General features: G+C 72.1%; 31 protein-coding genes and 1 tRNA gene. 5 read left to right on the plus strand and 27 right to left on the minus strand.

The features are described 5' to 3' along the window. Window positions 1-5: 5 nt before the first annotated feature. The 13 genes from ACF09J_RS07825 to ACF09J_RS07885 all read right to left on the minus strand — a co-directional run bounded on the left by ACF09J_RS07825 (window position 6) and on the right by ACF09J_RS07885 (window position 7,623). On the minus strand, window positions 6-422 hold the full coding sequence (locus ACF09J_RS07825) for an HIT family protein (protein WP_392304490.1): 417 nt from the start codon (window positions 420-422) through the stop codon (window positions 6-8). Window positions 423-424: 2 nt separating this feature from the next. Continuing rightward, window positions 425-1,978 (minus strand): hypothetical protein, encoded by a 1,554-nt coding sequence (locus ACF09J_RS07830; protein WP_392304491.1) that lies wholly within the window; start codon window positions 1,976-1,978, stop codon window positions 425-427. After that, entirely contained in the window at window positions 1,975-2,334 is a 360-nt protein-coding gene (locus ACF09J_RS07835) for a hypothetical protein (RefSeq protein ID WP_392304492.1), read from the minus strand. Before ACF09J_RS07835 ends, ACF09J_RS07830 begins: the two co-directional genes overlap by 4 nt. 147 nt (window positions 2,335-2,481) lie before the next feature. Further along, window positions 2,482-2,607: a hypothetical protein gene (locus ACF09J_RS07840; RefSeq protein WP_392304493.1), complete on the minus strand. Its 126-nt coding sequence runs from the start codon at window positions 2,605-2,607 to the stop codon at window positions 2,482-2,484. Next, complete coding sequence (locus ACF09J_RS07845) at window positions 2,604-2,840, minus strand: hypothetical protein (protein ID WP_392304494.1); 237 nt, start codon at window positions 2,838-2,840, stop codon at window positions 2,604-2,606. Before ACF09J_RS07845 ends, ACF09J_RS07840 begins: the two co-directional genes overlap by 4 nt. Beyond that, window positions 2,837-2,977: a hypothetical protein gene (locus ACF09J_RS07850; RefSeq protein WP_392304495.1), complete on the minus strand. Its 141-nt coding sequence runs from the start codon at window positions 2,975-2,977 to the stop codon at window positions 2,837-2,839. The genes ACF09J_RS07845 and ACF09J_RS07850 overlap by 4 nt, the downstream gene beginning before the upstream one ends. A 72-nt stretch (window positions 2,978-3,049) precedes the next feature. Next, window positions 3,050-3,370: a DUF4326 domain-containing protein gene (locus ACF09J_RS07855; RefSeq protein ID WP_392304496.1), complete on the minus strand. Its 321-nt coding sequence runs from the start codon at window positions 3,368-3,370 to the stop codon at window positions 3,050-3,052. A gap of 77 nt (window positions 3,371-3,447) precedes the next feature. Then, window positions 3,448-4,266 (minus strand): DNA adenine methylase, encoded by an 819-nt coding sequence (locus ACF09J_RS07860; protein ID WP_392304497.1) that lies wholly within the window; start codon window positions 4,264-4,266, stop codon window positions 3,448-3,450. Next, a complete protein-coding gene (locus ACF09J_RS07865) occupies window positions 4,263-4,478 on the minus strand; it encodes a hypothetical protein (RefSeq protein ID WP_392304498.1) in 216 nt (71 codons plus the stop codon). Before ACF09J_RS07865 ends, ACF09J_RS07860 begins: the two co-directional genes overlap by 4 nt. Continuing rightward, window positions 4,475-5,044 (minus strand): histone-like nucleoid-structuring protein Lsr2, encoded by a 570-nt coding sequence (locus ACF09J_RS07870; RefSeq protein ID WP_392304499.1) that lies wholly within the window; start codon window positions 5,042-5,044, stop codon window positions 4,475-4,477. Before ACF09J_RS07870 ends, ACF09J_RS07865 begins: the two co-directional genes overlap by 4 nt. After that, window positions 5,041-5,568 carry a hypothetical protein gene (locus tag ACF09J_RS07875; RefSeq protein WP_392304500.1) on the minus strand — a complete coding sequence of 176 codons (528 nt, stop codon included), beginning with the start codon at window positions 5,566-5,568 and terminating at the stop codon, window positions 5,041-5,043. Before ACF09J_RS07875 ends, ACF09J_RS07870 begins: the two co-directional genes overlap by 4 nt. Then, window positions 5,565-5,885, minus strand: coding sequence for a hypothetical protein (locus ACF09J_RS07880; protein ID WP_392304501.1), 321 nt, complete (start codon window positions 5,883-5,885; stop codon window positions 5,565-5,567). The genes ACF09J_RS07875 and ACF09J_RS07880 overlap by 4 nt, the downstream gene beginning before the upstream one ends. Continuing rightward, window positions 5,875-7,623, minus strand: a complete 1,749-nt coding sequence (locus tag ACF09J_RS07885; protein WP_392304502.1) for a hypothetical protein — start codon at window positions 7,621-7,623, stop codon at window positions 5,875-5,877. The genes ACF09J_RS07880 and ACF09J_RS07885 overlap by 11 nt, the downstream gene beginning before the upstream one ends. A 193-nt stretch (window positions 7,624-7,816) precedes the next feature. Here ACF09J_RS07885 and ACF09J_RS07890 point away from each other — a divergent pair, with 193 nt between their 5' ends. After that, window positions 7,817-8,026: a type II toxin-antitoxin system prevent-host-death family antitoxin gene (locus ACF09J_RS07890; protein ID WP_392304503.1), complete on the plus strand. Its 210-nt coding sequence runs from the start codon at window positions 7,817-7,819 to the stop codon at window positions 8,024-8,026. A 69-nt stretch (window positions 8,027-8,095) separates the two neighbouring features. Here ACF09J_RS07890 and ACF09J_RS07895 read toward each other — a convergent pair whose 3' ends face one another. From ACF09J_RS07895 to ACF09J_RS07950, 12 genes are all read right to left on the minus strand, one after another. Beyond that, on the minus strand, window positions 8,096-8,491 hold the full coding sequence (locus ACF09J_RS07895; protein ID WP_392304504.1) for a hypothetical protein: 396 nt from the start codon (window positions 8,489-8,491) through the stop codon (window positions 8,096-8,098). A 74-nt stretch (window positions 8,492-8,565) separates the two neighbouring features. After that, the gene (locus ACF09J_RS07900) at window positions 8,566-9,123 is read right to left on the minus strand and encodes a hypothetical protein (protein ID WP_392304505.1); all 558 of its coding nucleotides are present in this window, start codon (window positions 9,121-9,123) and stop codon (window positions 8,566-8,568) included. 240 nt (window positions 9,124-9,363) lie between these two features. Next, the gene (locus ACF09J_RS07905; RefSeq protein WP_392304506.1) at window positions 9,364-10,272 is read right to left on the minus strand and encodes a hypothetical protein; all 909 of its coding nucleotides are present in this window, start codon (window positions 10,270-10,272) and stop codon (window positions 9,364-9,366) included. After that, window positions 10,269-10,748, minus strand: a complete 480-nt coding sequence (locus tag ACF09J_RS07910) for a hypothetical protein (RefSeq protein WP_392304507.1) — start codon at window positions 10,746-10,748, stop codon at window positions 10,269-10,271. The genes ACF09J_RS07905 and ACF09J_RS07910 overlap by 4 nt, the downstream gene beginning before the upstream one ends. Beyond that, complete coding sequence (locus ACF09J_RS07915) at window positions 10,748-11,059, minus strand: hypothetical protein (RefSeq protein WP_392304508.1); 312 nt, start codon at window positions 11,057-11,059, stop codon at window positions 10,748-10,750. Before ACF09J_RS07915 ends, ACF09J_RS07910 begins: the two co-directional genes overlap by 1 nt. Then, window positions 11,056-11,304 carry a hypothetical protein gene (locus tag ACF09J_RS07920; protein ID WP_392304509.1) on the minus strand — a complete coding sequence of 83 codons (249 nt, stop codon included), beginning with the start codon at window positions 11,302-11,304 and terminating at the stop codon, window positions 11,056-11,058. Before ACF09J_RS07920 ends, ACF09J_RS07915 begins: the two co-directional genes overlap by 4 nt. 106 nt (window positions 11,305-11,410) lie before the next feature. Beyond that, complete coding sequence (locus ACF09J_RS07925; RefSeq protein WP_392304510.1) at window positions 11,411-11,821, minus strand: hypothetical protein; 411 nt, start codon at window positions 11,819-11,821, stop codon at window positions 11,411-11,413. After that, window positions 11,818-12,168, minus strand: coding sequence for a hypothetical protein (locus ACF09J_RS07930; protein ID WP_392304511.1), 351 nt, complete (start codon window positions 12,166-12,168; stop codon window positions 11,818-11,820). The genes ACF09J_RS07925 and ACF09J_RS07930 overlap by 4 nt, the downstream gene beginning before the upstream one ends. Further along, complete coding sequence (locus tag ACF09J_RS07935) at window positions 12,165-12,719, minus strand: hypothetical protein (protein ID WP_392304512.1); 555 nt, start codon at window positions 12,717-12,719, stop codon at window positions 12,165-12,167. Before ACF09J_RS07935 ends, ACF09J_RS07930 begins: the two co-directional genes overlap by 4 nt. Continuing rightward, on the minus strand, window positions 12,716-13,210 hold the full coding sequence (locus ACF09J_RS07940; protein WP_392304513.1) for a hypothetical protein: 495 nt from the start codon (window positions 13,208-13,210) through the stop codon (window positions 12,716-12,718). The genes ACF09J_RS07935 and ACF09J_RS07940 overlap by 4 nt, the downstream gene beginning before the upstream one ends. Window positions 13,211-13,299: 89 nt before the next feature. Beyond that, window positions 13,300-13,623 (minus strand): hypothetical protein, encoded by a 324-nt coding sequence (locus ACF09J_RS07945; protein WP_392304514.1) that lies wholly within the window; start codon window positions 13,621-13,623, stop codon window positions 13,300-13,302. Then, window positions 13,520-13,900 carry a helix-turn-helix domain-containing protein gene (locus tag ACF09J_RS07950; protein ID WP_392304515.1) on the minus strand — a complete coding sequence of 127 codons (381 nt, stop codon included), beginning with the start codon at window positions 13,898-13,900 and terminating at the stop codon, window positions 13,520-13,522. The genes ACF09J_RS07945 and ACF09J_RS07950 overlap by 104 nt, the downstream gene beginning before the upstream one ends. A 283-nt stretch (window positions 13,901-14,183) precedes the next feature. Here ACF09J_RS07950 and ACF09J_RS07955 point away from each other — a divergent pair, with 283 nt between their 5' ends. Further along, entirely contained in the window at window positions 14,184-14,558 is a 375-nt protein-coding gene (locus ACF09J_RS07955) for a hypothetical protein (RefSeq protein ID WP_392304516.1), read from the plus strand. A gap of 166 nt (window positions 14,559-14,724) precedes the next feature. Beyond that, window positions 14,725-14,910, plus strand: coding sequence for a hypothetical protein (locus tag ACF09J_RS07960; RefSeq protein ID WP_392304517.1), 186 nt, complete (start codon window positions 14,725-14,727; stop codon window positions 14,908-14,910). 74 nt (window positions 14,911-14,984) lie between these two features. On the opposite strand, the gene ACF09J_RS07965 is transcribed toward ACF09J_RS07960, so the two are convergent. Continuing rightward, window positions 14,985-15,959, minus strand: a complete 975-nt coding sequence (locus tag ACF09J_RS07965; protein WP_392304518.1) for a tyrosine-type recombinase/integrase — start codon at window positions 15,957-15,959, stop codon at window positions 14,985-14,987. Between the two features lie 113 nt (window positions 15,960-16,072). Beyond that, window positions 16,073-16,145: transfer RNA gene (locus ACF09J_RS07970), tRNA-Arg, on the minus strand. A 321-nt stretch (window positions 16,146-16,466) separates the two neighbouring features. Between ACF09J_RS07970 and ACF09J_RS07975 the strand changes: the two genes are divergently transcribed. Together ACF09J_RS07975 and ACF09J_RS07980 are read left to right on the plus strand one after the other, a co-directional pair. Beyond that, the gene (locus tag ACF09J_RS07975; RefSeq protein WP_392304519.1) at window positions 16,467-18,080 is read left to right on the plus strand and encodes a dynamin family protein; all 1,614 of its coding nucleotides are present in this window, start codon (window positions 16,467-16,469) and stop codon (window positions 18,078-18,080) included. A 306-nt stretch (window positions 18,081-18,386) separates the two neighbouring features. Further along, window positions 18,387-20,177 (plus strand): GTPase, encoded by a 1,791-nt coding sequence (locus ACF09J_RS07980; protein WP_392304676.1) that lies wholly within the window; start codon window positions 18,387-18,389, stop codon window positions 20,175-20,177. Window positions 20,178-20,394: the final 217 nt, after the last annotated feature.

A 20,394-nucleotide genomic window follows, 5' to 3' on the forward strand; every position in this document is an offset into this window, starting at 1 on the left:
CGTGTTCAGCGGCGGCCGCTGTACCAGGGCAGTGCCAGCCCGTCGTTGATGGCGCGGGGCACCAGGTGCAGGTGCAGGTGGAACACGGACTGCGTGGCAGGCCGCCCCTTGCTGGTGATCAGGTTGTAGGAGCCCATCCCGCTCACGAGTTCGGCGGCCCGGTGCATGGCGAGGGCTGAGATGTCGGGATCGGTGACGAAGTCCTGGACGTGGTCTCGGGGGATGACGAGGACGTGTCCTTCGACGACGGGCCTGAGGGGCACGATCGCGAGGGCGTCGTCCCACTCCTCAACGATGGTTGCGGGCGCGCGACCGGCGGCGATCTCACAGAACGGGCAGAGGTCCTCGCGGGCCCGGTCGGCGGACGGAGCCGGTTCGGTGCCGATTTTGAGGCCGGGGCACCAGCGGGGTTCGTGGTCCACGGTCAGTGCTCCTTCGTCATGTCGCTGGGGTACTGGGTGCAGCCGCCGCACATGCCGCCGATGACCGGGGCGTTCGGGTGCTGGGCACAGGCCTCGCCGGCACCCTCGCAGCGGCCGGTGTAGGTGTGGCCTTCGGCGCACGCCGGCCCGCACTGCTGCGAGAGTTCGGCTGTCACCGCGGCGATGTGCGCGTACTTTTCCTGCGTGGTGTGGCCGTCCCACTGGGCGCGGGGGTCGTCGGGTTCGACGGGTTCGATGTGGGCGACGAGGTCGGCGTCTCGGGGGGAGATGTGCCAGGCGGCTTGGCGGCCGCCGATGGTGAGGTAGGCGATCTGCCAGCCGGGCTCGTCCACGTCCGGGGCCGGGGCGATCACTGCGCCGTCGGTCATCGCCGCCAGGAGCGCGACGAGGTGCGCCCGCTCGCGGTACGCGCCGTCCCGCTCGGCTTGGGTGCGGGAGACGTCGGCGAGCAGCTCGTCGACGCGGGCGATGGTCGACTGGTGTCGGCGGGTGTTCTCCTCACCGATGTTCTCCAGTTGCTGCACCCGTGCCTGAGCGGTGATGAGCGGCTGTTGCAGCCAGGTCGTGCCGTTGGCGTCGTTGTGGACGGGGCCGTCGTGGTTGCGGCGCAGGGTGCACGGGCCGATGAGGCTGCCGCCTGCGAGGGGGCTGTAGGTCGAGGCGTCGCAAGTACCCCCAGCGGTCGGGTTGGCGTCGAGGGCAGCGGCTACGGCCTGCCAGATGATCACGTTGCGTTGGATCTTGCTCGACGGCAGCGCGTCGTCGAGCTGGCGGATGTACGCGTAGACCGCGTCGTACGCCGGTTGGCGTTCTGGGGCCGTCGTCAGGGCGTCGACACCGTCGGCGACGGGCTGTCCGTGGACGACGGCGACGCCGGGCGACACGGTGTGCGCGGCGGCGGTCTGCTCGCCGTCGAGCGCTTTGTCGATGAGGCCGGCTACCGGCTCCCAGGTGCGAGTGGTGGCGCGAATCCGGGCCGATTCTGCCCGCACGCGGGCGATGGCGGCCTCGGCCTGCTCGGCGCGCCACTGGAGTTCGCGGATGTTGGCGGCCCTGCCGTGGATCGCGCTGAGGGCCGCGTTGTGCAACTGCCCGGGTGCGAGCCCGAGGGCCGCGTGCAGCTCGTCCCGTTCGGCCTCGGCCGCAATGGCCTTGTCGGCCGCGATGCCAACCCGCTCGCGGCATGATGCCCACCGGTCCCGCACGTGCGTGAGCCGGTCTTCCAACTCGCGGCTGCGCTCCTCGGCCTGCTCCACACGGCGGCTCAGGACGCGGTGGGTGAGCTGGTAGTGCCGCCACACGAAATCGCGCTCTTCTGCCGGGTCGAACTCCGGCAGCGCGTCGGCGATCGCGTCGACCAGCTGGCGTACGGCCGTCGGCGGGGTGCGGTCGACGTGCTGCTCGTCGGTCTCGATGTGGTTGGGCAGGTAGCGCATGAGGTGGCGGAGGGCGTCTCGGGCTCCGTCGCGCTGCCTGTACAGCTCGTCCAGTGCGGTGTCGTTGATGGTGTCGGCGGTGTAGCGCTTGGGCGTCACGTGGTCCGGTCCTTCAGGGTGCAGTAGTCGGGGTCGTGCTGCTCGCCGTGGGAGTCCCAGCCGGTGAGGCAGCAGGCGGTTTCCAGCTCGTGCCAGGCGATGGCGAACTCGTCGGCGAGCGCGGCCGGGTGGGGCCCGGGCGGCCGGGCGGCGCGCTCCAGCCGAGCGTGGTCGGCGTGCAACTGGCCGGAGTGCCAGGCGTGGTGGGCGACGGCCAGGCCGAAGAGGACCGCGCAGCCGACGAAGAACCAGCCGTAGCCGGTGGCGCCGTTCTGCTCGCTGATGACGGCGCAGCGCAGTAGGCCGGCGGCCGCGAGGGGGTACAGGACGGCCAGGGCGCGGGTGAGGTGGTTCATCGTTTCCTCCAGGGCAGGTAGGCCCAGTGGCCGAGCGGGAGCCCGGCAGTGACGGTGACGAGGACGACGTAGGCGAAGACGGCGATCACGACTGCGCCCTGGCGCTGTGGCCGGTGAGCGGCTCGGGGGCTGACCGCGGGTGTTCGGTCACGAGGTGCTCCTGGTGCGGTGGGTGAGCTGGCGCAGGGCGCACCCTGCCCGGCGGAGGCCGAGCAGGGCTGCGCTGATGAACGGGCCGGCGGTGATGCCGAGGGCGAGGCCGTACGCGGTCACGCGGCTTCTCCGTAGTCGCGCTTGGAGCGGGCTCGGGCGAGCCGGGCGCGGCCGCCTGCCCAGATGGGGCGGATACCGCGGCGTATGGCGCGGGTGGTGGTGGCGACGAGCGGCCGGGCGGCGAAGAAGAGGGTGGACAGGGCGAGGCCAGCGGCGGCGCCGAGGACCCACGCCCAGATCAGGGCGGCGTAGATGAGAGTGACGAAGGCGTCGGCGGCGTCGTGGATGATCACGGCTGCTCCTGGTGGCGGCGGTCGCGGATGGTGTGGACGAGGTGGGTGACGCCGGAGGCGAGGAAGAACAGGGAGCCGAGAAGCCAGCAGGCGATGCCGGCCAGGGCAGTCAGGGCGAGGGGTTCGGACTCGGGCATCAGCGCTGCGCCTCCTGCTCGTTGGCGATGGCGAGGAGCACCGCGGCGTGGCAGTGGTCGGTGTCACCGGGCTCAGGCAGGGGGGCACCAGCACATGAGGTCGCGGCCGGCGAGCTGCCGGCGGGCGGCGGCCGCGAGGTCGGGCTGGCTGGAGAACCAGGCGCGGAACCAGTCGACGGCGACCCTGCGCGCCTCGGCCTCCTCCTTGTTGGCGTAGATCAGGCCGCCGCTGTCGGACACGACGGCGTGGAACCGGTTGCGCTGGACGACCGCGTACGGGTTGCCCCAGCGGGTGCCGCGGCCGACGTAGACGGCGCGGTCGGGTGCGCGCCAGCCCTTGGTGCGCTGACGCTGGATACGAGTGGGCTGGGCGAGAGCGGTCTGGCGCGTCATGGCGCGGCTCCAGGTGGTTGTGGTGGGATCGGGGATGCGGCCGCCCCGCATTGCCCGCGGGGCGGCCGTCCTGCTGCTCACGCGATGGCGTCGAAGAGGCCGGCCTGCTCGGCCAGCGGCCGGTTGGCCCACAGCACTTCGGTGCGTGTCTTGTCGCCCTTGCCGTTGCCGGTCGTGGCCGACCGCTCGTAGCGGTGCCAGCCGTCGTACAGCTCGTCGTAGAGCGGCGAGTGGTAGCCCGAGAGGACGACTGCGGCCCGGCAGTCGGCAAGCGCTGCCGCGAGTTCCCGGTGCTCTGTCTCGCCGCGCATCTCTGCGCCGTACCGGTTGCGGTGGCTGCGGGTGGTGCCGAGGTAGGGCGGGTCGACGTACAGCAGCACGTCCCGGGCGGCCCCGTACTTACCGATCATGGTGAGGGCGGGCAGGCATTCCAGGCTCACGGACGCGATGCGTTCGGCGGCCGGCAGCAGCCGGTCCCGGTAGGCGTCCAGGTGGTCCGGCATGCTGAAGCTGGAGCGCGAGGTGGTGGTGTAGTGCCGCCATCCGCTGCGGCGCATCATCCCGCCGCGGCCCTGTGTCAGCCGCACCCACACTCGACGCGCCCGCTCGACCTCGTCCTCGGTCGGCTCCCACGCTCCGGTCAGCTCGGCGCGGGCGTGCGGGGTCAACTCGCAGGCGCGCAGCAGGTCTGCGGGGCGGTCGCGCAGGATCCGCCAGAAGTTGACCAGGTCGCCGTCCAGGTCGTTGACGGTCTCCATCGCCGACGGCGGCTTGGCGAGGAGCACCGAGAGGCCGCCGGCGTACGGCTCGACGTAGTGCGCGTGCTCGGGGAGCAGCGAGACGATCCACGAAGCGACGCTCCGCTTCGACCCGAAGTACGGGACGGGGCTCTTCACTGGTTGATCACCTGTTCATCGAGAGGGAGTTGCCCGTCGGTGGCGGGTACGGGCTGGTTGAGGGCGGCGCGGATGTCGCGCGGGTTGCGGCGGATCGTGGCGCGCTGGGCGGGGGTGAGCTTGCGCCAGCAGCCCGACCCGATCCGCCGCTTCGCCGCGGCGGCGGACCGGATCGGCCGGTGGCACAGCACGCACACGGCGGCCTCGCTCACGCCGTACCGCCCGTTGCGCTGCTGGTGGCCTGCCGCCAGGCGTCGACGACGTCCTTGGGGATGCGGCCGCGGGTCGGGCAGTCGACGCCGTTCTGGGCGGCCCAGGCGCGGACCTCGGCCGCGGGGTACTCGACGGGCTGTCGCTTGCCCTTCGCCTTCTTCGGCGGCGCCAGTTCGGCCTCGCGGGCCTGGAGTTCGGCCAGGCGCTGCTCCAGCTGCGCCCGTTCGCTGGTGATGGCGGTCAGTTCGCGGTCGGCGGCGTAGCGCTGGCGCAGGCCGTGCAGGGCGATGCGGGCGCGGGCGGCCTGGTCCTGGATGCCGGGGTCAGGGTGCTGGTCGCCCCAGGCGAGGAGCTTGCCGACGGGCAGTTGCTCGGGGGTGTCGGTGGTCGGGACGGTCGTGAGGTGGACGTCGGCGGCTGGCGGGATGGGGCGCGGGGCGGGTGCGGTGGTCATGGTCGGTGTGGCTCCTTCGTCGGGGAGGTGGAGGCGGTTGTGGCGGGCGGCGTCGGGGCCGCCCTGGCGGTCGATCTCGTCGAGGAGGGCACGGAGCCCAGCGATGGTCATGCGCCGGCGCCCGACTGCCGAGGGATGGGAGGCGCGGTGCCGCGCATGACGGCGTCGGTGAGGTGGGCGCCCGTCATGCACGGGATGTCGCCGCAGCAGGAGACGACGTAGCCGACCGGCGGCCGCCCGTGGTGTCGCTCGAACACGGTGCGCCGGGCGTTGAGACGGCGCCCTTCGGCGCAGAGCTGGGGCATACGGCCGGTCATCGGGCCGGTCCAGCGGGCGTGCCCGTCTCCGTAGGGCTCGATGTGCAATGCGAGGGCCTCGGCCACCGTCCGCGACGGCATGCTCCGCTTCGCCAGCGGGATCCGCAGCTCCCCACGGATCCGGCCCACCGTCGGCGGGCTCACCCCGACTTCCTGGGAGATGCGCTCGTAGGTCGCACCGGCCAGCAGCAGCTTCCCGACGCGGGCGACGATGGCCGGCCGCTCCTGCGGTGAGATCCGCTCGCCAGCAGGGCGCCCGGCCAGCAGGATGCGCTGCGCCTGGCCGGTGGCGGTGTCGTCCTGCGGTTCGTTCTTCATCGGGCCGGCCGCCAGGTGCCGTAGCGGACGGTGGGGGTGCGGCGGCCGGGCCGGCTCGAGGGCCGCGGCGTCCGCGACCGGGGACGGGAGCAGGTGGCGGCGTGGGGCATGGCCTGCCACTCGGCGTGCTCGAGCGTCGGCCGCTCGGCCGTGAGAACACGAACCTTGAGGGTGCCGGTGCCGTCCGTGTGCGCGGCCAGATTGCCCTTGGGGTCGGGGTCCGCGTTGACGGCCTGCCGCTTCCCGTTCACGGTGATGGCCCACCGGATCCGGCCGTGGCAGTCACCGCACATGGCGACGTCGTGGTCACTGGGCATGAGTCCTCCGGTCACTACCGGTCTCGACGGGGTTGGGGCGGCTGTTCAGGAGCGGGAGCGCCCTGAGATGGCCGTAGATGTGCAGCGCGATCGCGGGCCCGTGCTCGGCAATCGCCGCGAGGACCTCCTCGTCGCTGGCCTGGTCGCGCTGCCGGTACGTCTTCTTCGGCGGCAACGCCCGCGCGGGCGGTAGTTCCGGCTCCGGCCGCCGCAGACCGAACACCGCAGCCCCGGGCAGCGGCTCGTCGCCGAGCTCCTCCAGCAGCCGCGCCCGGGCACGCCCGGCCGCCTGCCGCTGCTGCTCCTCGAGGGCCTCCGCTTCGGCGAGGCGCTGCTCCCGCTGCTCGTCCAAGAGCCGGGACCGTTCGGCGAGTTCGGCGTCGCGGCGGGCGCGGGCGGCGGCGGTCTGCCGGTTGACGGCGCAGGTGTCGCAGTCGGCGCCGGTCTCCCAGATGACGCCGGTCTCGCAGTCGGGGCGGCCGCAGCCGTGGCGGACGAGAGCGGCTCCGAGGAGCCAGCGGCCGACGTCGCGGATCGCGGTCGTGGTGGCGTAGCGGCGAGTGAGCCGGTCGATGAGCCGCTCCTCGCTACCGCCCGGCGCGTTCAGCTGGGCGCCGATCTCACGGGCCACCTTCCGCAGCACGAACGCGCTCAGCGCCGGGAGTTCGTGGCGGACCGGCTCGAGGACACGCCAGATCCGGGGAGACAACTGCAGGGCGGGGCCGGTGTAGGCGGGGCGGCCGGTGGCCGGGCCCGCGCCAGCGGCTTCGTCATCCGTGCGCAGCACGAGACCACCACGGCCGAAGGTGTCCGGCACAGGGTTATCCACAGGGCCCGCGACCGACTTACGGTCACCTCGCCTACGGCGGATACCCCCACTCAGCTCCGTCTTTTCCGGTCGGTCAGTCCAGTGGTCTTCCTTAGACGCGAGGGATCCGTCAAGATCGTCCGCACCCGATCCGTCATGAATGACCGGTGACTCGTCTCCCCACAGGGGGAGTTGGCCGGGGGCCTGGTCCTCGAGGACCGACGCCGCGGCGGGCACCGCGGCGTCGAGGGCCGGGACGGGGTGCAGCGGGCGGTCGTTGGTCTCGTAGGCGTGGCGGCCGCGCTGGCCTTCACGGCGGTGGACGGTGAGCCAGCCCGTAGCCGCGAGCTCGTCGACGAGACGGCGGGCCTGCCGCTCCCCGAGACTCTGGCCGGCCTTCTGACCGGTGTGGTGGTAGAGCATCTCGCCGAGCTCGGCCGCGGTCACGGGGATGCGGCGGGCGGTGGCGTAGGCGAGGAGCGCGTACAGGCGCAGCAGCCGCGGCGTGAGCGCCTCCGCCGCACGCACCGGGATACGGACCCATAGTTCACCCCGGGTGAGGGGGCGTATGGAGCGCTCCGCGGACTGCCCGCGGCCGTCGCGGTAGGTGCGCCGGTGGGTCGGGACCTCGACCAGGCCGTCGACGGGGTCGGGCTGGGTGAGTGGGCGCAGGCCGCGCTCCACCGCGCTCTTGGACATGCCGAGGTAGGCGGCGAGGGTGTCGACGCGGGCGGTGCAGCCCTCCGGGCGGAGGGCCAGGGCTGCGATCTTGACGTAGACGCTCAGGGCCGCATCGGGGTACTGAGCGCCTACGACCAGGCGCAGGGGGACTTTGACGGTGCGTCCGCCGTCGCGCGGGCGCACCACGGCAGCCGCGTGCGGCTGGGGGTGCGGTGCAGCCTGGTCGGCTGCGAGCGCGGCGACGGGCATCGGCGGTTGCTCCAGGTCAGGGAGAAGGGTGGTCAGGCGGCGGTGCTGGAAGGGGCGGCTATGAGGCGTCGGCCCCTGGGCTCGGGCATGGCTGGTTGGGGAGCCGCGGCAGGGCGCGCCCTTGACCGACTCTATGGCCATCATAGCGCTCATGTACATCACGTACGTGTGAGGGCTGAGATACACTCCCGCTATGACCGCGCCGAAGATTGAGCACGAGGAACGCATCGCCGACGTGCGCAACTCGTTCGCCGATGCAGTGGGCCGTGCCCGCTACAGCGACGAGACGACCGTGCTGACCAGCCGCGGGAAGCGGGTGGCCGTGATCGTGTCGCTCGACTTCTACGAGCGAGCCCTCACGGCGCTGGGTGAAGAGCGCGTGCTCGCCAACCCGAAGACCTGACACCGTCGCTCCTCTCTTTCCTGGCCCCGCACCGTGCTGGTGCGGGGCTTCGTGCTGGGTGGGCCTGCTTCAGGTGCTGGGCTGGGTGCCGCGGCAGGTGTGCTCGCGTCCCTGGGTGCGGTAGCCGGCCTCGCAGCACGCAGCCGCCGCTGCCTCGCGCGCGGCCATCTCGGCAGCGAGCATCTGGGCAGACTGGTCCCGGGCGGCGAGCAGGGCCTGGACGAACTGCTCGCCCGCCTCGGCACCTTGGGCCGCCTCCAGGTAGGCGAGGGCCGCGCCGACGAGGCGGGGAGCGACGCAGGAAGGCAGGAGGACCGCGATGTCCTCGGTGATGCCGTCGTGCTCGCTGAACAGGTGGAACGACAGGTAGGGGCTGCCGTCGCTGCAGCGGTGTTCGGCGTTCAGGCCGGCCCCGCCGCTGGTGGCGCGGAAGACGCGGCTGGGCTCGGTGATCCGGATTTCCATCGGTGCTCTCTTTTCGCAGGAGTGGTGCGCGGGGCGGGCGCGGCATGGACAGCGCCCGCCCCGCGGTCTGGTGGTCAGCGGATGGAGGACTCGAGCGGGTGCTCAGAGATCCAGGTGCGGATCCGCTCGAGGGCTCCGGCGGGGATCGCGAGGCAATGGACGGTCTGCCCGGCGCGAGGCCCCTCGGGCAGGCGGAGGGACTGGAGCCAGCCGCGGGTGAGCAGGACCTGCAGGGCCACGTCGACCTGAGCGGTGGTCAGGCCGGTGGCGAGCGCCAGCCGTTCCCTGCTGGGCTGCCGCCTGGCGCTGATCCGGCCGGTGGCGTGGCTGGCGCGCCACAGCAGGTCGTGGCCGACCAGGCGGGCGTGCGCCGGCAGGTTGGTGGTGCGCATACCGAAGAGGTAGTACCTGCGGAAGTGCTCCTGCTTGGTGAGCTTCCCGGGCCGGATGGCGTCCTCGGGGCCGAGCTTGCGGGGCTGGTAGGGCTGTCCCGGCTCGGGGAAGTGCGGCCCGGCGTCGGTCCTCGGCTTGGGCGCGGGCTTGGGTCCGGTGGCCGGCGGACGGGGGCCCTGCCGGCGGGCGAGGTCAGCGGGGGACGGCGGGCGAGGAACTGCCGGTGCGGTCACAGTCATCGGGTTCTTCCTGTTCATGCTCGGAGCCGGTGGGGGCGGCGTCCTCCGGGTTGGTGCCAGGTGGGGGCTGGCGATGGACGGGCCAGCCCGGGCCCGGCGGGGCCTCAAGCCGCCCGACGAGGGCGGACGGGGTATGCAGGGCGCACCGGTAGCCGCAGGGGTAGAGGCGGGTGCCGGGGGTGTGCGGGCCGGCCACGTGCCCGCACACCCCGGCGACGCCAGGGCGCCGGTCCTCGCCAGTCACCAGTCCGGTCCGGAGTCCAGGCCGGGCGCTTTGCTGGCCGCTACCTCTTCGGCGGTCAGGTCGGTCTCGTAGGCGGCCTGCAGGATCAGCCGCTCGCCGCGTTCGCCGTCCAGGGACAGGCGCATGTCGGCCAGGCGTCGGCGGGGCCCGCGCAACGTGTGGACGATCCCGCCGGCGCCCTCGTCCCTGTCCCAGCTGTAGGCCTCGTCGACGGTGAGGCCGGGTACCTGCCGCCAGGCAGCCAGGACGGCACGCGCCTGGTCCGCGGGCAGGTCCCTGAGGTCTGCCGTCGCGATGCCGTGGCCGTGGCGGCTGCCGCTGGTGATGTTGGTGAAGTACCAGGGGGCGGGCGGCAGCTGCGGGTGGACGACCTCGGCGGTGGCGATGAGCAGCAGCGCGCTGTTGGCGGCGTAGGTGGACTCGGTGAGCTGGCCGGCCTTGTGGCCGAGCCAGGCCTCGCCGGCGCGGTGCTTGCTCTTGTGGACGGTGGAGGACTTCCAGCCGCAGGAGCAGGCGGAGTTGTAGCCGTCGACGAGGGTGTACATGCCGCGCTTGACCGGGTTGTGGGAGGTGACGTGCTTGGAGTGCCCGGTGAGCCGGCCGAAGTGGGACACGCCCCGGCGGACGCGAATCGTGGAGTTGCGGCGGTGGATGACCTGGGTGCGAGGCGCGGGGCTCTCGCCTTTCGGGTGGAAGGCGACGTGGAAGGCCTGGCCGGGCGGGTCTCCGGCGAGGGTCCAGTACTGGGGGCGCTGGACGATCTCGCGGACGCGGATGATGCCAGCCGGGCTGTCGACGGCGTCGCCGAGTTCCACCTCGTCCGCGCGGGTGAGGATGGTGACGACGGGCTGGCCGAGGACCTGGTCCAGCGGGCGAGTCGACTGCTCGCAAGACGTGTCGGTCATGACGCTCCGTTCGGGATCGGGTGGGGAAGCGAGGCGACGGCACCGGCCCAGGCCTCGTTGTCCGAGCTCGTTGAGGTGGTGTGCCGCTCCCACAGGCCGACGAGGGCGTCGACGGGCTTGTTCTGCGGGGTGCGGCCGATGGGGCGCCCGCACTGGCAGGTGCCGATGAAGTCGGGGCCAGCGGCCTGGAGGATGAGGGCGTGCCCGGTCGTGGCGTCCGCGCGAGCAGTGGACGTCGTCCCCTGGTGCCGAGCGGTGGTGCTGTCGGCGGGGATGTCCTTCTCCTCGCGGTCCGCCTCCCGCAGGGCGGTGTCGATGGCCTCCGCCAGCTGCGGCACCGTCGCCGTCCACCGCGTCAGCGTGCTGCGCGGGTCGATCCCCTGCACCAGGTGCTCGCGCATCTCGTGCGCGAGCACCGGGCGCTGCAGGACCGGCGAGCGCAGGACGCCGGCGACGATGTCCGTACGGGACGGCATCAGGCCGCACCGCCCGGGCGCATCGGGATGCTGCGGATGTCGGCGCGGGCCCGGGCGATCGCGGCGCAGCGGCCCGGGCAGTACCAGTGCGCGGCCGCTCCGTCCGCGCTACCGGCGACGGAGACCATGCGCGCGACCGGCGGGCGCCGGCCGACGGCAGAGGTTCCGCAGCCGTCGACGGTGCAGGCCTCGATGACCGTCTGCTCCGCGGGCGGGCGGCCCTTGCCGGTCAGGCCCGCGTTCCAGGCCAGCCGGGCCTTCTTCTGGGCCTCGCTGGTCTCGCGTAGGCGGGGACGAAAAGCGCGGCTCACGAGCGGCCACCTCTCCTGGTTCTGAGGGTGTAGAAGCGGTTGTTCTCAGACCCGTGCCGGTTGAGGTGGCCGCGCAGGTGGAGCTCGGCCATGTCGTACCGGGCGGTGTTCCGCTGGCGGGGGCCGCCGGTCAGCCGGCGCAGCTCCACCACACGGCCGACCGTCCACCGCTCGCCGGGGAAGGTGCGGATGGTGTCGAGGAGCTGCGCCAGCCGGGCCTCGCGGTCGGCCTTCGAAGCGCTCACTGGTGGCCTCGCTTCCACTGGGACAGCAGCGTCGGCAGGTCGGCCATGCAGTAGATGAGGAAGACGGACCACGCGACGCTGGCCCACAGGAGCCACTCGATGACCCTCATCGGGCGTCACCCGCCTCGGCGACAGCCGTCGGGCAGCCGGCGGCGTGCCGGTCGAACCGCTTTGGGCAGCCACACGGGTGGCACGGGTCCTCGTCCCAGGGGGCGGTCAGCGGGATGTCGAAGATGCTCCGCAGCTCCGACTGCGAGACGAAGTTCTCGCTGACCAACTCCGGGGTGCGGCCTCGCTGCCACCGCTGGCCCGCGCGGAGACGCTCGGCGAGAGCCTCACTCTGGGCCTCCAGCTCGGCGACGCGGCCGCGCAGCTGCTCGAGCTCGGCGGCGGTCTCCGGCGGCTGGAGCAGACACGCGGAGTCCAACGAGGTCGCCAGGCTCGCCGGGGTCGTCTTGCCCTGCTCCATGGCGGCGGCGATCACGCCCGCCGCGGCGTTCACCAGCTTCGCGTTCATGCGCCGCCACCACTCTCGGGAACGGCCGCCTCGTCCAGAGGAAGACCCCGCTGGCAGGCGAGGAACTCCACCGACACGCCCGACGGCTTGCCCTCAACCTGGAAGGTCCGGGTCACCGTGCCGTCGTCCTGCCGCAGCTCGTAGCTGTGCTCGCGGGCGCCCCGCATGGCGCGCGCCAGCTCGGCAGCAACCTGCGGAACGAGAGCGGCATCCGCGCGGAGGGCCATGTCGATGTAGATCGAGCCGTCGCTCTTCAGCTGCCAGTCGATGGGCAGCTGGGCGAGGGCGGGTCGCTTGGCGACGAGCATCGTGACGACGGCCGCCTGCAGAGCGATGTGCGTCTTCATGCCGCGTCACCACCCTCGGCGGCCTGGAGCTCGAGGAGCTTGGGCACGCCGTCCCCGCACACCGAGACGACGACGTTGTCCACCACGCCCATGGCGTAGGTGGTGTCGTGCTGTCGGGTCACGGCCTCGGGGGCGACGTTCAGCTTGTCGAGCCACCACTGCCAGGCACGCCAGGACTGCGGCCTCACGGTCAGGCCCAGGTACGTGGCGTCGGGTACGTCGGTGGCGATGACGTCCGGCTGCCGCCCCCGCAGCTCGGCCGCGAGCTGGGCCGCGGGCGAGTCCTCGTCGACGTCGATGTCGATGCGGGAGATGCAGCCGGCGTACTCGGTGGTCCGCACGCCGGCCGCCTCGTTCACCCGCCCGGTGAGGGCGCAGCGGATGGGCGCGTTCTCCTCGACGCTGGCCCGGGTCTCGGCGCGCAGGGCGGCGATGGCCGGGGTGACCTCGACGGCCAGGCGCTCGAGGTGCCCGGTGTCGAGGGGCAGGTCGAGGGTGGCGGTCGCGGTCTGCAGGATGCTGTGCAGCTGGTGCTGCAGGGCCCGGCTCACGCGTCGGTCCCCGTGGCGGTGGCTTTCATGGTGGCGAGGGGGCGGACGGCGAAGATGGCCGGGACCGTGATGGCCGTGGGGGACGTGCTCACGGTGGGGATCGGCTGCGTCGTCTCCGGGTCCTCGGCCGTGTCGCCGGCGGCCAGGAGCTCGTCGGCGTCGGCGGTGTTCGTCAAAGCGCGGGCGATCAGGGGGATCCCGTCGACCGTGGTGTGGACCTCGATCCAGACGACGCCGTCGCGGACGTCGTCACGGGTCACCTCGGCGTCGACGATGGCCGCGGTCTCGAGGACCCCGCGGCCGGCGGCGAGGCCGGTGCCGAAGTGGAGGCGGGCGCCGTAGGTGTCGGTGCCGAGCTCGCGGCGGGCCTCGGCCGTGTCCGGGATGACCTCCACCTGGTCGACGAGGCGAGCGACGAGCGCGGCCGCGGCCAGGTACGCGGTGCGGAGCGGGTTAGTGGGGGTGGTCTGTTCGGTAATCTCGGTGGTCAAGGTGACCTTCTTCCTTGGGTGAAGGGGTCGCCGAGTCGTTGGGGCTGCTCAGGCCGGCACAGTCGGAGCGGCCCCTCGGCGTATGGGGATTACGCGGCGTTGCCGCTGGCGTGCGCGGCGAGCTCCCGCTCGATTTGGCGGGAGCGCTCCTGGTTGGCGAGCTCCCGCTTGATGCGGCGGGCCTGCGCCGACTTGAGCGCGAGCTGCTGGTAGTGGGCCTTCTTCAGCGACGCGGCGAGCTTGAGCAGCTCGGCCTCGGTCGCGTCGGGGTTCTTCTCGCGCGCCATGTCGAGGAACCGGGTGTGGTGGCTAGCGCGCCGGGCGGCGGCGGTACGGGCCGACCGGTCCGTCGTGTTCGCCCAGCTCATGTGCGCGGCGAGCCGGAGCTGCATCGTCCGCTCGTTCGTGTCCACTTTGTGCTCCTTCCTGGTCGTTGCCCACGCCCATGGGCGTGGGCAGTGGGTCGTAAAAAACAGCGTCGCGCCGGACGTCGAGAACCTCGCATATGCGTTCGGCAACGTCCTCTGTGACCGAAGGTCGCTCTCCGGACAGCAGGGCGCCGATCTTGCTCTTCGAGACGCCGACGGCGTCGGCGAGCTTCCGGATTTCCAGTGAGCCGCCGCCAGGCGCCCGACGCATCAGCCCGCGCAGCACGTCGCTGTCGGTCAGATATCGCTGGGCATGGGTCATGGATGCGCCTCCGCTTTGCTGCCCACGATCGTGGACAGGTCCAGTACAGCACACCGCTTGAGCGGTGTCCACGATCGTGGGCAGCTTGTCCTTGGGTCAAATATCGGCCGTACCTTCAACCCCGGCTCCCGCGACTGCCCTTGATCGTGGACAATGTCAGCCAGGCGAAAAAGGTTGCACACCCTGACCTGCAATTTCATGCGCGCATCCGAACATGGGTGTGGACCGCAGTGTCTAGAGAGGCGGAGGGATGCCGCAGCAGCGAGACGCACTCACGGAGCTCATGAAGGCGCATGTCGGCAGAGGGCGCCGCATGTCCACGAGAGAGTTCGCCGTCCAGGCTGTGGACCCAGAAAGCGGCTGGTCGCCGAGCAAGAGCCTCGTTGCAAAGATCATCGCGGACCAGGGGTACGACATCACGCCGCAGCTCGTGTCCGCCCTGGCCGTCGGTCTCGGGCTCGACCGCGAAGTCGTCGCAGCCGCCGCGCACCTGCAGATCATCGGATACACGGACGCCGAGCTGTCGCACGGTGCGCCGGCGAAGCTCATCCGGGTCATCGGCGCAGAGGACACCCCGGCTGACAAGGCCCGCGCCGTAGCGGAACGGTGGGAGAGCGAAGAGGCCGAGGAGGTCCCCCGAACGGGTGACGTTCGCTGAGACGGCGTTTAACCTGTTCTTTTCTGGTGATCCAGTGACCCACTGTTGCTGGTGATACGCCCTGTGTTTACCGCTCGCTGCGTCGTACAGTGATCGTGCCTCGCGCGTGTCGAACGCACGTCCGATTCACGCTGTCCGAAATCGCCGTGCGGGAACAGGGGGTCACGTGACAGAAGTGCGGGTGGAGCAAGCCGAACTCGACCGCGGCGTGCCCGTCATGTACCGCGACTACGGGACGCATGTCCGGCTTGCTCATGATCCTCAGCAGATAGAAGAGGCTGCGGCGCTCGCGCTGTTGTGTCTGCGTTTGCCGAGCCTTGTCGGAGCCATGAAAGTGCGGCGGCTGCAGTAGCGCATCGCCCAGCCGCACAGGCGTGCCCCGGCACCCGTTCGCCGACACGAACCGGAGCCGGGGCAGAGTTCCATCTAGCGGAGCCGGTCAGCAGGCGACAGCCGGGCATGCGCCGACCGCGCCCGCTCGGCGCCGGCCGACGCCGCGTACCGCGACAGCATCTGACGGGACGACCACCCCGTGATGCGCATCAGGTCGTCCTCGTTGCCGCCGTTCACCTTCCACAGGTGCGCGAACGTGTGTCGGAACTGGTGCGGGTGGATGTGCTCGATCCCCGCCTCAACGCAGCGGCGCTCGAGCATCGTCCCCACACCCCAGACGGTGAGCCGGTGCCCCTTCTGCCCGCGGTCGCCCCACCACAGCCACATGTCCTCGTCGAGCGCCTTGCCCTTGTGCTTCGCCGCAGCCCGCAGATACCGGTCGAGGGCGGTCGCCGCCGTGGCCCCGAAGGGGACCGAGCGCCACTTTTCCTTCTTGCCGAGGACGCGCAGCACCTTGAGGTCGAGGTCGAGGTCGCTGACCCGGCGGTCCGTCAGCTCACTGAGCCGGACGCCCGTGTCGAGGAACAGGAGCAGGATCGCCGTGTCGCGCCGGTCGGCGTACGTCTTGCCCTTGCACGTCTTGAACAGCTTGACGAGGTCGGCCTCCGGGATGACCGGCACCTCCTTCTCGGTGACGGTCGGCGGCTTCATCGTCCGCATGGGGGTGCGGTCGATCTCCTCCTCGTCGACGAGCCAGTTGAAGAACGTCTTCAGCGCCCGGAAGTGCTGGTGCGCGTTCGCCGGCGAGGTGCGCGCAATCGTGGCGGCGATGTACGCCTGCACGTGCTCGCGGTGGACCTCGTCGAGATCGGTCGGTGCGGGGCGGCCGGGATTGCCTTCTTCGTCGGCAATCGGGTGATATCCGTCGTCCTCGTTGAGCAGGAACTCGCCGAACTGTCGCGTGGCGTTTCCGTAGATACGGATCGTGTTGTCGGACTTGTTCTCGGACTTGAGGGCGCGCAGCCATGAGGCCGCCATCGGCCCGATGTTGTACCGCTCATCTGCCATGGGCCCACCATGACGCCCACGATCGTGGACAGTCAAGGCGCTTGGTGTGAGAGCGATGTGCATTGAGCCAGAAATAAAGATGACCAGCGTTTCCGCTGGTCATTGGGTGTGTGCGCCCCCGGCAGGACTCGAACCTGCGGCCAAGCGCTTAGAAGGCGCCTGCTCTATCCACTGAGCTACGGGGGCCAGGTGTGGTGGCCTCTGTCGCGGTGCCCGGGTGCGGGCGGGTCCGTGACATCGCCGGGGACAAGGATAGGGCTCCCCGATCCATGTCCCGGTTGCTTCGCCTCCGTGGCTCAATGTGGAGGTTCAGTGAAGCGGTCCTGATAATCGCAGGCGGGTACGAATCGTGCACCGCTTTTGACGCCCGGCGCACCTGGTGTTGTGCACTCGTTATGCCTGGACTGTACCCGCGTCCCAGTCATCCCTTCCGTCCGTTGTGTCCAATCGGCGCGCAGACATGCTCATATGCTTCAGAATTCCCCTAAAATTGGGCATTCTTCGCATGTGGTGACCTTGGACGTAAGGCCTCAGCTGCTCGACGCACTCTCCGCCCTGCGAGACCGTGTCGCCGCCGCACGCTTCCCGCTGCCCCTGGCGGGGGCTCCACGCGCGCGTGCCAACCGCGACGAACTGCTCGCACAGCTAGACGACTACTTGGTGCCCCGGTTGAGAAGGCCCCAAGCGCCGTTGCTGGCGGTCGTCGGGGGGTCGACAGGCGCCGGGAAGTCCACTCTCGTCAACTCGCTCGTCGGACAGCGGGTCAGCGAGGCGGGCGTGCTGCGGCCGACCACCCGGACACCGGTGCTGGTCTGCCATCCGGAGGACCATCACTGGTTCAGTGGCATGCGCGTACTGCCGGACCTCACGCGCGTGTGGGTGCCCAGGGGCGACCCCGGAGCCGGCGACGACCTGCTGATGCAGGAGAACACCCCCACCAGGGTGCTGCGCGTGGAGACCGTCGACACCCTGCCCCCCGGAATCGCCCTCCTCGACGCCCCCGACATCGACTCCCTGATCGCCGACAACCGTGTCCTGGCCGCCGAGCTGATGTGCGCCGCGGACATCTGGGTCATGGTCACCACCGCCGCCCGGTACGCCGACGCGATCCCGTGGCACCTGCTGCGCACGGCCAAGGAGTACGACGCCACGCTGGTGACCGTGCTGGACCGGGTGCCGCACCAGGTCGCCTCGGAGGTCTCCCGGCAGTACGGGGCGCTGCTCACCAAGGCCGGACTCGGCGAGGTACCGCGGTTCACCGTGCCGGAGCTGCCCGAGTCGGCCTGGGGCGGTGGCCTGCTGCCCGCCTCCGCCGTCGCACAGCTCCGTACCTGGCTGGTGCACCAGACCCAGGATTCCGCGGCCCGCGAGTACGCCATGGCCCGCACGGCACAGGGCCTCCTCGACTCGCTGAAGTCCCGGATGCCCGAGCTGGCCAGTGCCACCGCCGCCCAGTACGCCGCCGCGCTGCGGCTGACCTCGGCCGTCGAGACCGCCTTCGACAGCGAGCACACGCGCGTGCGGGGACGGCTCCAGGCCGGAGCGGTGCTCGCCGGTGACGCCCTGAAGAGGTGGCGCGCCTTCCCCCTGGACTGCACCGCCGGGGAACTGCTCGACGCGCTCGTGGAGAGCCTGGCCGCCCTGCTGCTGTGCGCCGTCACCGCCGCCGACGAGCGCGTGGACGACGCCTGGCGGCACGAGCAGGCCGCCACGGCGCCGGAGCTCGCCGGCCGCGACCGAGTGTCGGACAGCGCCGAGCACCGCATCGGCCTGGCCGTACGGCGCTGGCGGCGGGAGCTGGAGGAGTTCGCCGATGACGAGGTACGCCGGCTGGACCGCAGCATCGCGCCGGACGCCGAGGTCGTCGCCGCCCTGGCCGCCACCGGGCTGCTGGGAGGACGCCGGGCGAGGTCCGCGGGAGAGGGGCTCGCCGAGCGGATCGGCGCGCACGGGGCGCTGCGGCTGCGCGACCGCGCGGGGCGCCTTCTGAACGAACACCTGGACCGGGTGATCCACGTCGAGCGCGAGCGCCGTCTGGCCCCGCTCGACGCCCTCGACGTGCGCGCCGAGCCCCAGGCCGAACTCATCGCCGCGCTGTCCGTACTGCTGAAGGAGAGGTGACCGGTGACCGCCGTCACTGACCAGGACCGAACGGAACACACCGATCAGACGCAGGGCACCGTCCTGACGGACCAGGAGACGGACGGAAGGGCGGACGGAAGGGCCGGCGGGCAGCAGACGCGCGGAGAGACCTGGATCCGGGACCGGGCGCCGGACGCCAGGTCCGAGGACGGCCACGGCACCGAGGCCGGCCATGGCGCCGAGGGCGTCCCTGAGGCCGGGGACGCCGAGCCGCCCGGGGGCGCCGAGAACCACCGGCTCCCCGGGACGGCGGCCTCCGACCAGCCGGTCACCGGGCAGGTCAGCATGGCGAAGGAGGCCGCCGTCGCCCACGCGCGCGTGGAGCACGACGACAACGACGCGCGCGCGACGGACGACGACGCAGCGAGCGGTACGGACGCCGAGGGCGCCTGGGACGACGGGCTGATCGCGCGCCGCGTCAGCGAGACGGCCGCCGCCGAACTCGTACCCGTGGAGCCCCGGCCCTCCCGGCAGTCGGCCGTGCCCCCGCTGGCGTACGACGGACCGCTGCGGTCCAGGCTCGACGCGCTGCGCGAACTGGTGGGCCTGTCCCGCACCCGGCTGGACAGCGCCACGCTCGCGGAGGCGGGCCGCGTCCTCGACGAGGCGGCGGCGCGGCGCCGGCTCTCCGGGCAGCACACCGTCGTCGCCATCGCGGGCGCCACCGGCAGCGGCAAGTCCCAGCTCTTCAACGCCCTCGCCGGCGTCGCCATCTCGGAGACCGGCGTACGGCGGCCGACCACCGCGGCGCCCATCGCGTGCAGCTGGAGCGACGGCGCGGCCAGTCTCATCGACCGGCTCGGCATCCCGGGACGGCTGCGCAGGCGCCCGGTGCAGGCGCAGGACGGCGACCCGCAACTGCGCGGCCTGGTCCTGGTGGACCTGCCCGACCACGACTCGGCGGCGGTGCAGCACCGCGAGCACGTGGACCGCATCCTGCGGCTCGTCGACGCCGTCATCTGGGTCGTCGACCCGGAGAAGTACGCGGACGCCGTCCTCCACGAGCGCTACCTGCGGCCCATGGCCGGCCACGCGGAGGTCATGTTCGTCGTCCTCAACCAGGTCGACCGGCTGCCCGGCGAGGCCGCCGACCAGGTCCTCGACGATCTGCGACGGCTGCTCGACGAGGACGGGATCGCCCTCGGCGAATACGGCGATCCGGGCGCGACCGTGCTCGCGCTGTCCGCGCTCACCGGGCAGGGCGTCGGTGAGCTGCGCGAGGCGCTCGGTCAGTTCGTGGCCGAGCGCGGAGCCGCGGTGCGGCGGATCTCGGCCGACGTGGACGCCGCGGCCCAGCGCCTGCGGCCCGTCTACGCCACCCGGTCGAACACCGGGCTCAGCGAGGAGGCGCGCGAGGAGTTCGCGGCCCGGCTCGCGGACGCGGTGGGCGCCACCGCCGCGGGCGACGCGGCCGAGCGTGCCTGGCTGCGCAACGCCAACAAGGCGTGCGGGACGCCCTGGCTGCGGCTGTGGCGGTGGTGCCGGAGCCGGCACGAGGCGCCCACCGGGCGCCTGATGCTGCGTACCCAGCAGGACGAGGAGGCCACCGCGCGTCAGCGTGTCGAACACGCGGTGCGCACGGTGGCCGACCAGGCCTCGGCCGGCATGCCGGGGCCGTGGGCGCAGGCCGTGCGCGAGGCCGCCGTACGCGGCGCGCAGGGGCTGCCCGAGGCGCTGGACCAGCTGGCGGCGCGGGCCGGGCTGCCCCCGGGCCGGCCCCCGCGCCCGGGCTGGTGGCCCGTCGCGGTCCTCGCCCAGGCGGCGATGACGATCCTTCAGGTGGCCGGCGGTCTGTGGCTGGTCGGCCAGATCGCCGGGGTGATGGCGCCGAACCTGGGGGTTCCGGTCCTGCTCATGCTGGCCGGCATCGTGGGCGGGCCGCTCGTGGAGTGGAGCTGCCGGATCGCTGCGCGCGGACCCGCACGGCGGTACGGCCAGGAGGCCGAGCGCCGACTACGGGAGGCGGCCTCGGGGTGCGGCCGGGCCCGGGTGCTGGATCCGGTGGCGGCGGAACTCCTGCGATATCGCGAGGTGCGGGAGCAATACGCGCTGGTGAAGGGAGCGGGGGCCGGATGAGGGGCGGTCCTCGCCCGTGAGCCGGACGAAGGCCGCTCTTCAGCCGTGAGTCGGACGAGGGGCGGTCTTCACCCGCAAGGGTGAGGGAGTTCTCCACAGGCAGGCGGTGGTCCACAGCGCTCGGCGGGCTCGGCCCGGACGCAGGCAGTCTGGTTCCGCGGCGATCGCGACGAACGCGGTCGTCACGACAGACGCAGCCGTACGGGACGGGCCCGTA

Origin of the sequence: Streptomyces sp. NPDC014889 (assembly GCF_043081205.1) — a bacterium.
Taxonomy (GTDB): domain Bacteria; phylum Actinomycetota; class Actinomycetes; order Streptomycetales; family Streptomycetaceae; genus Streptomyces.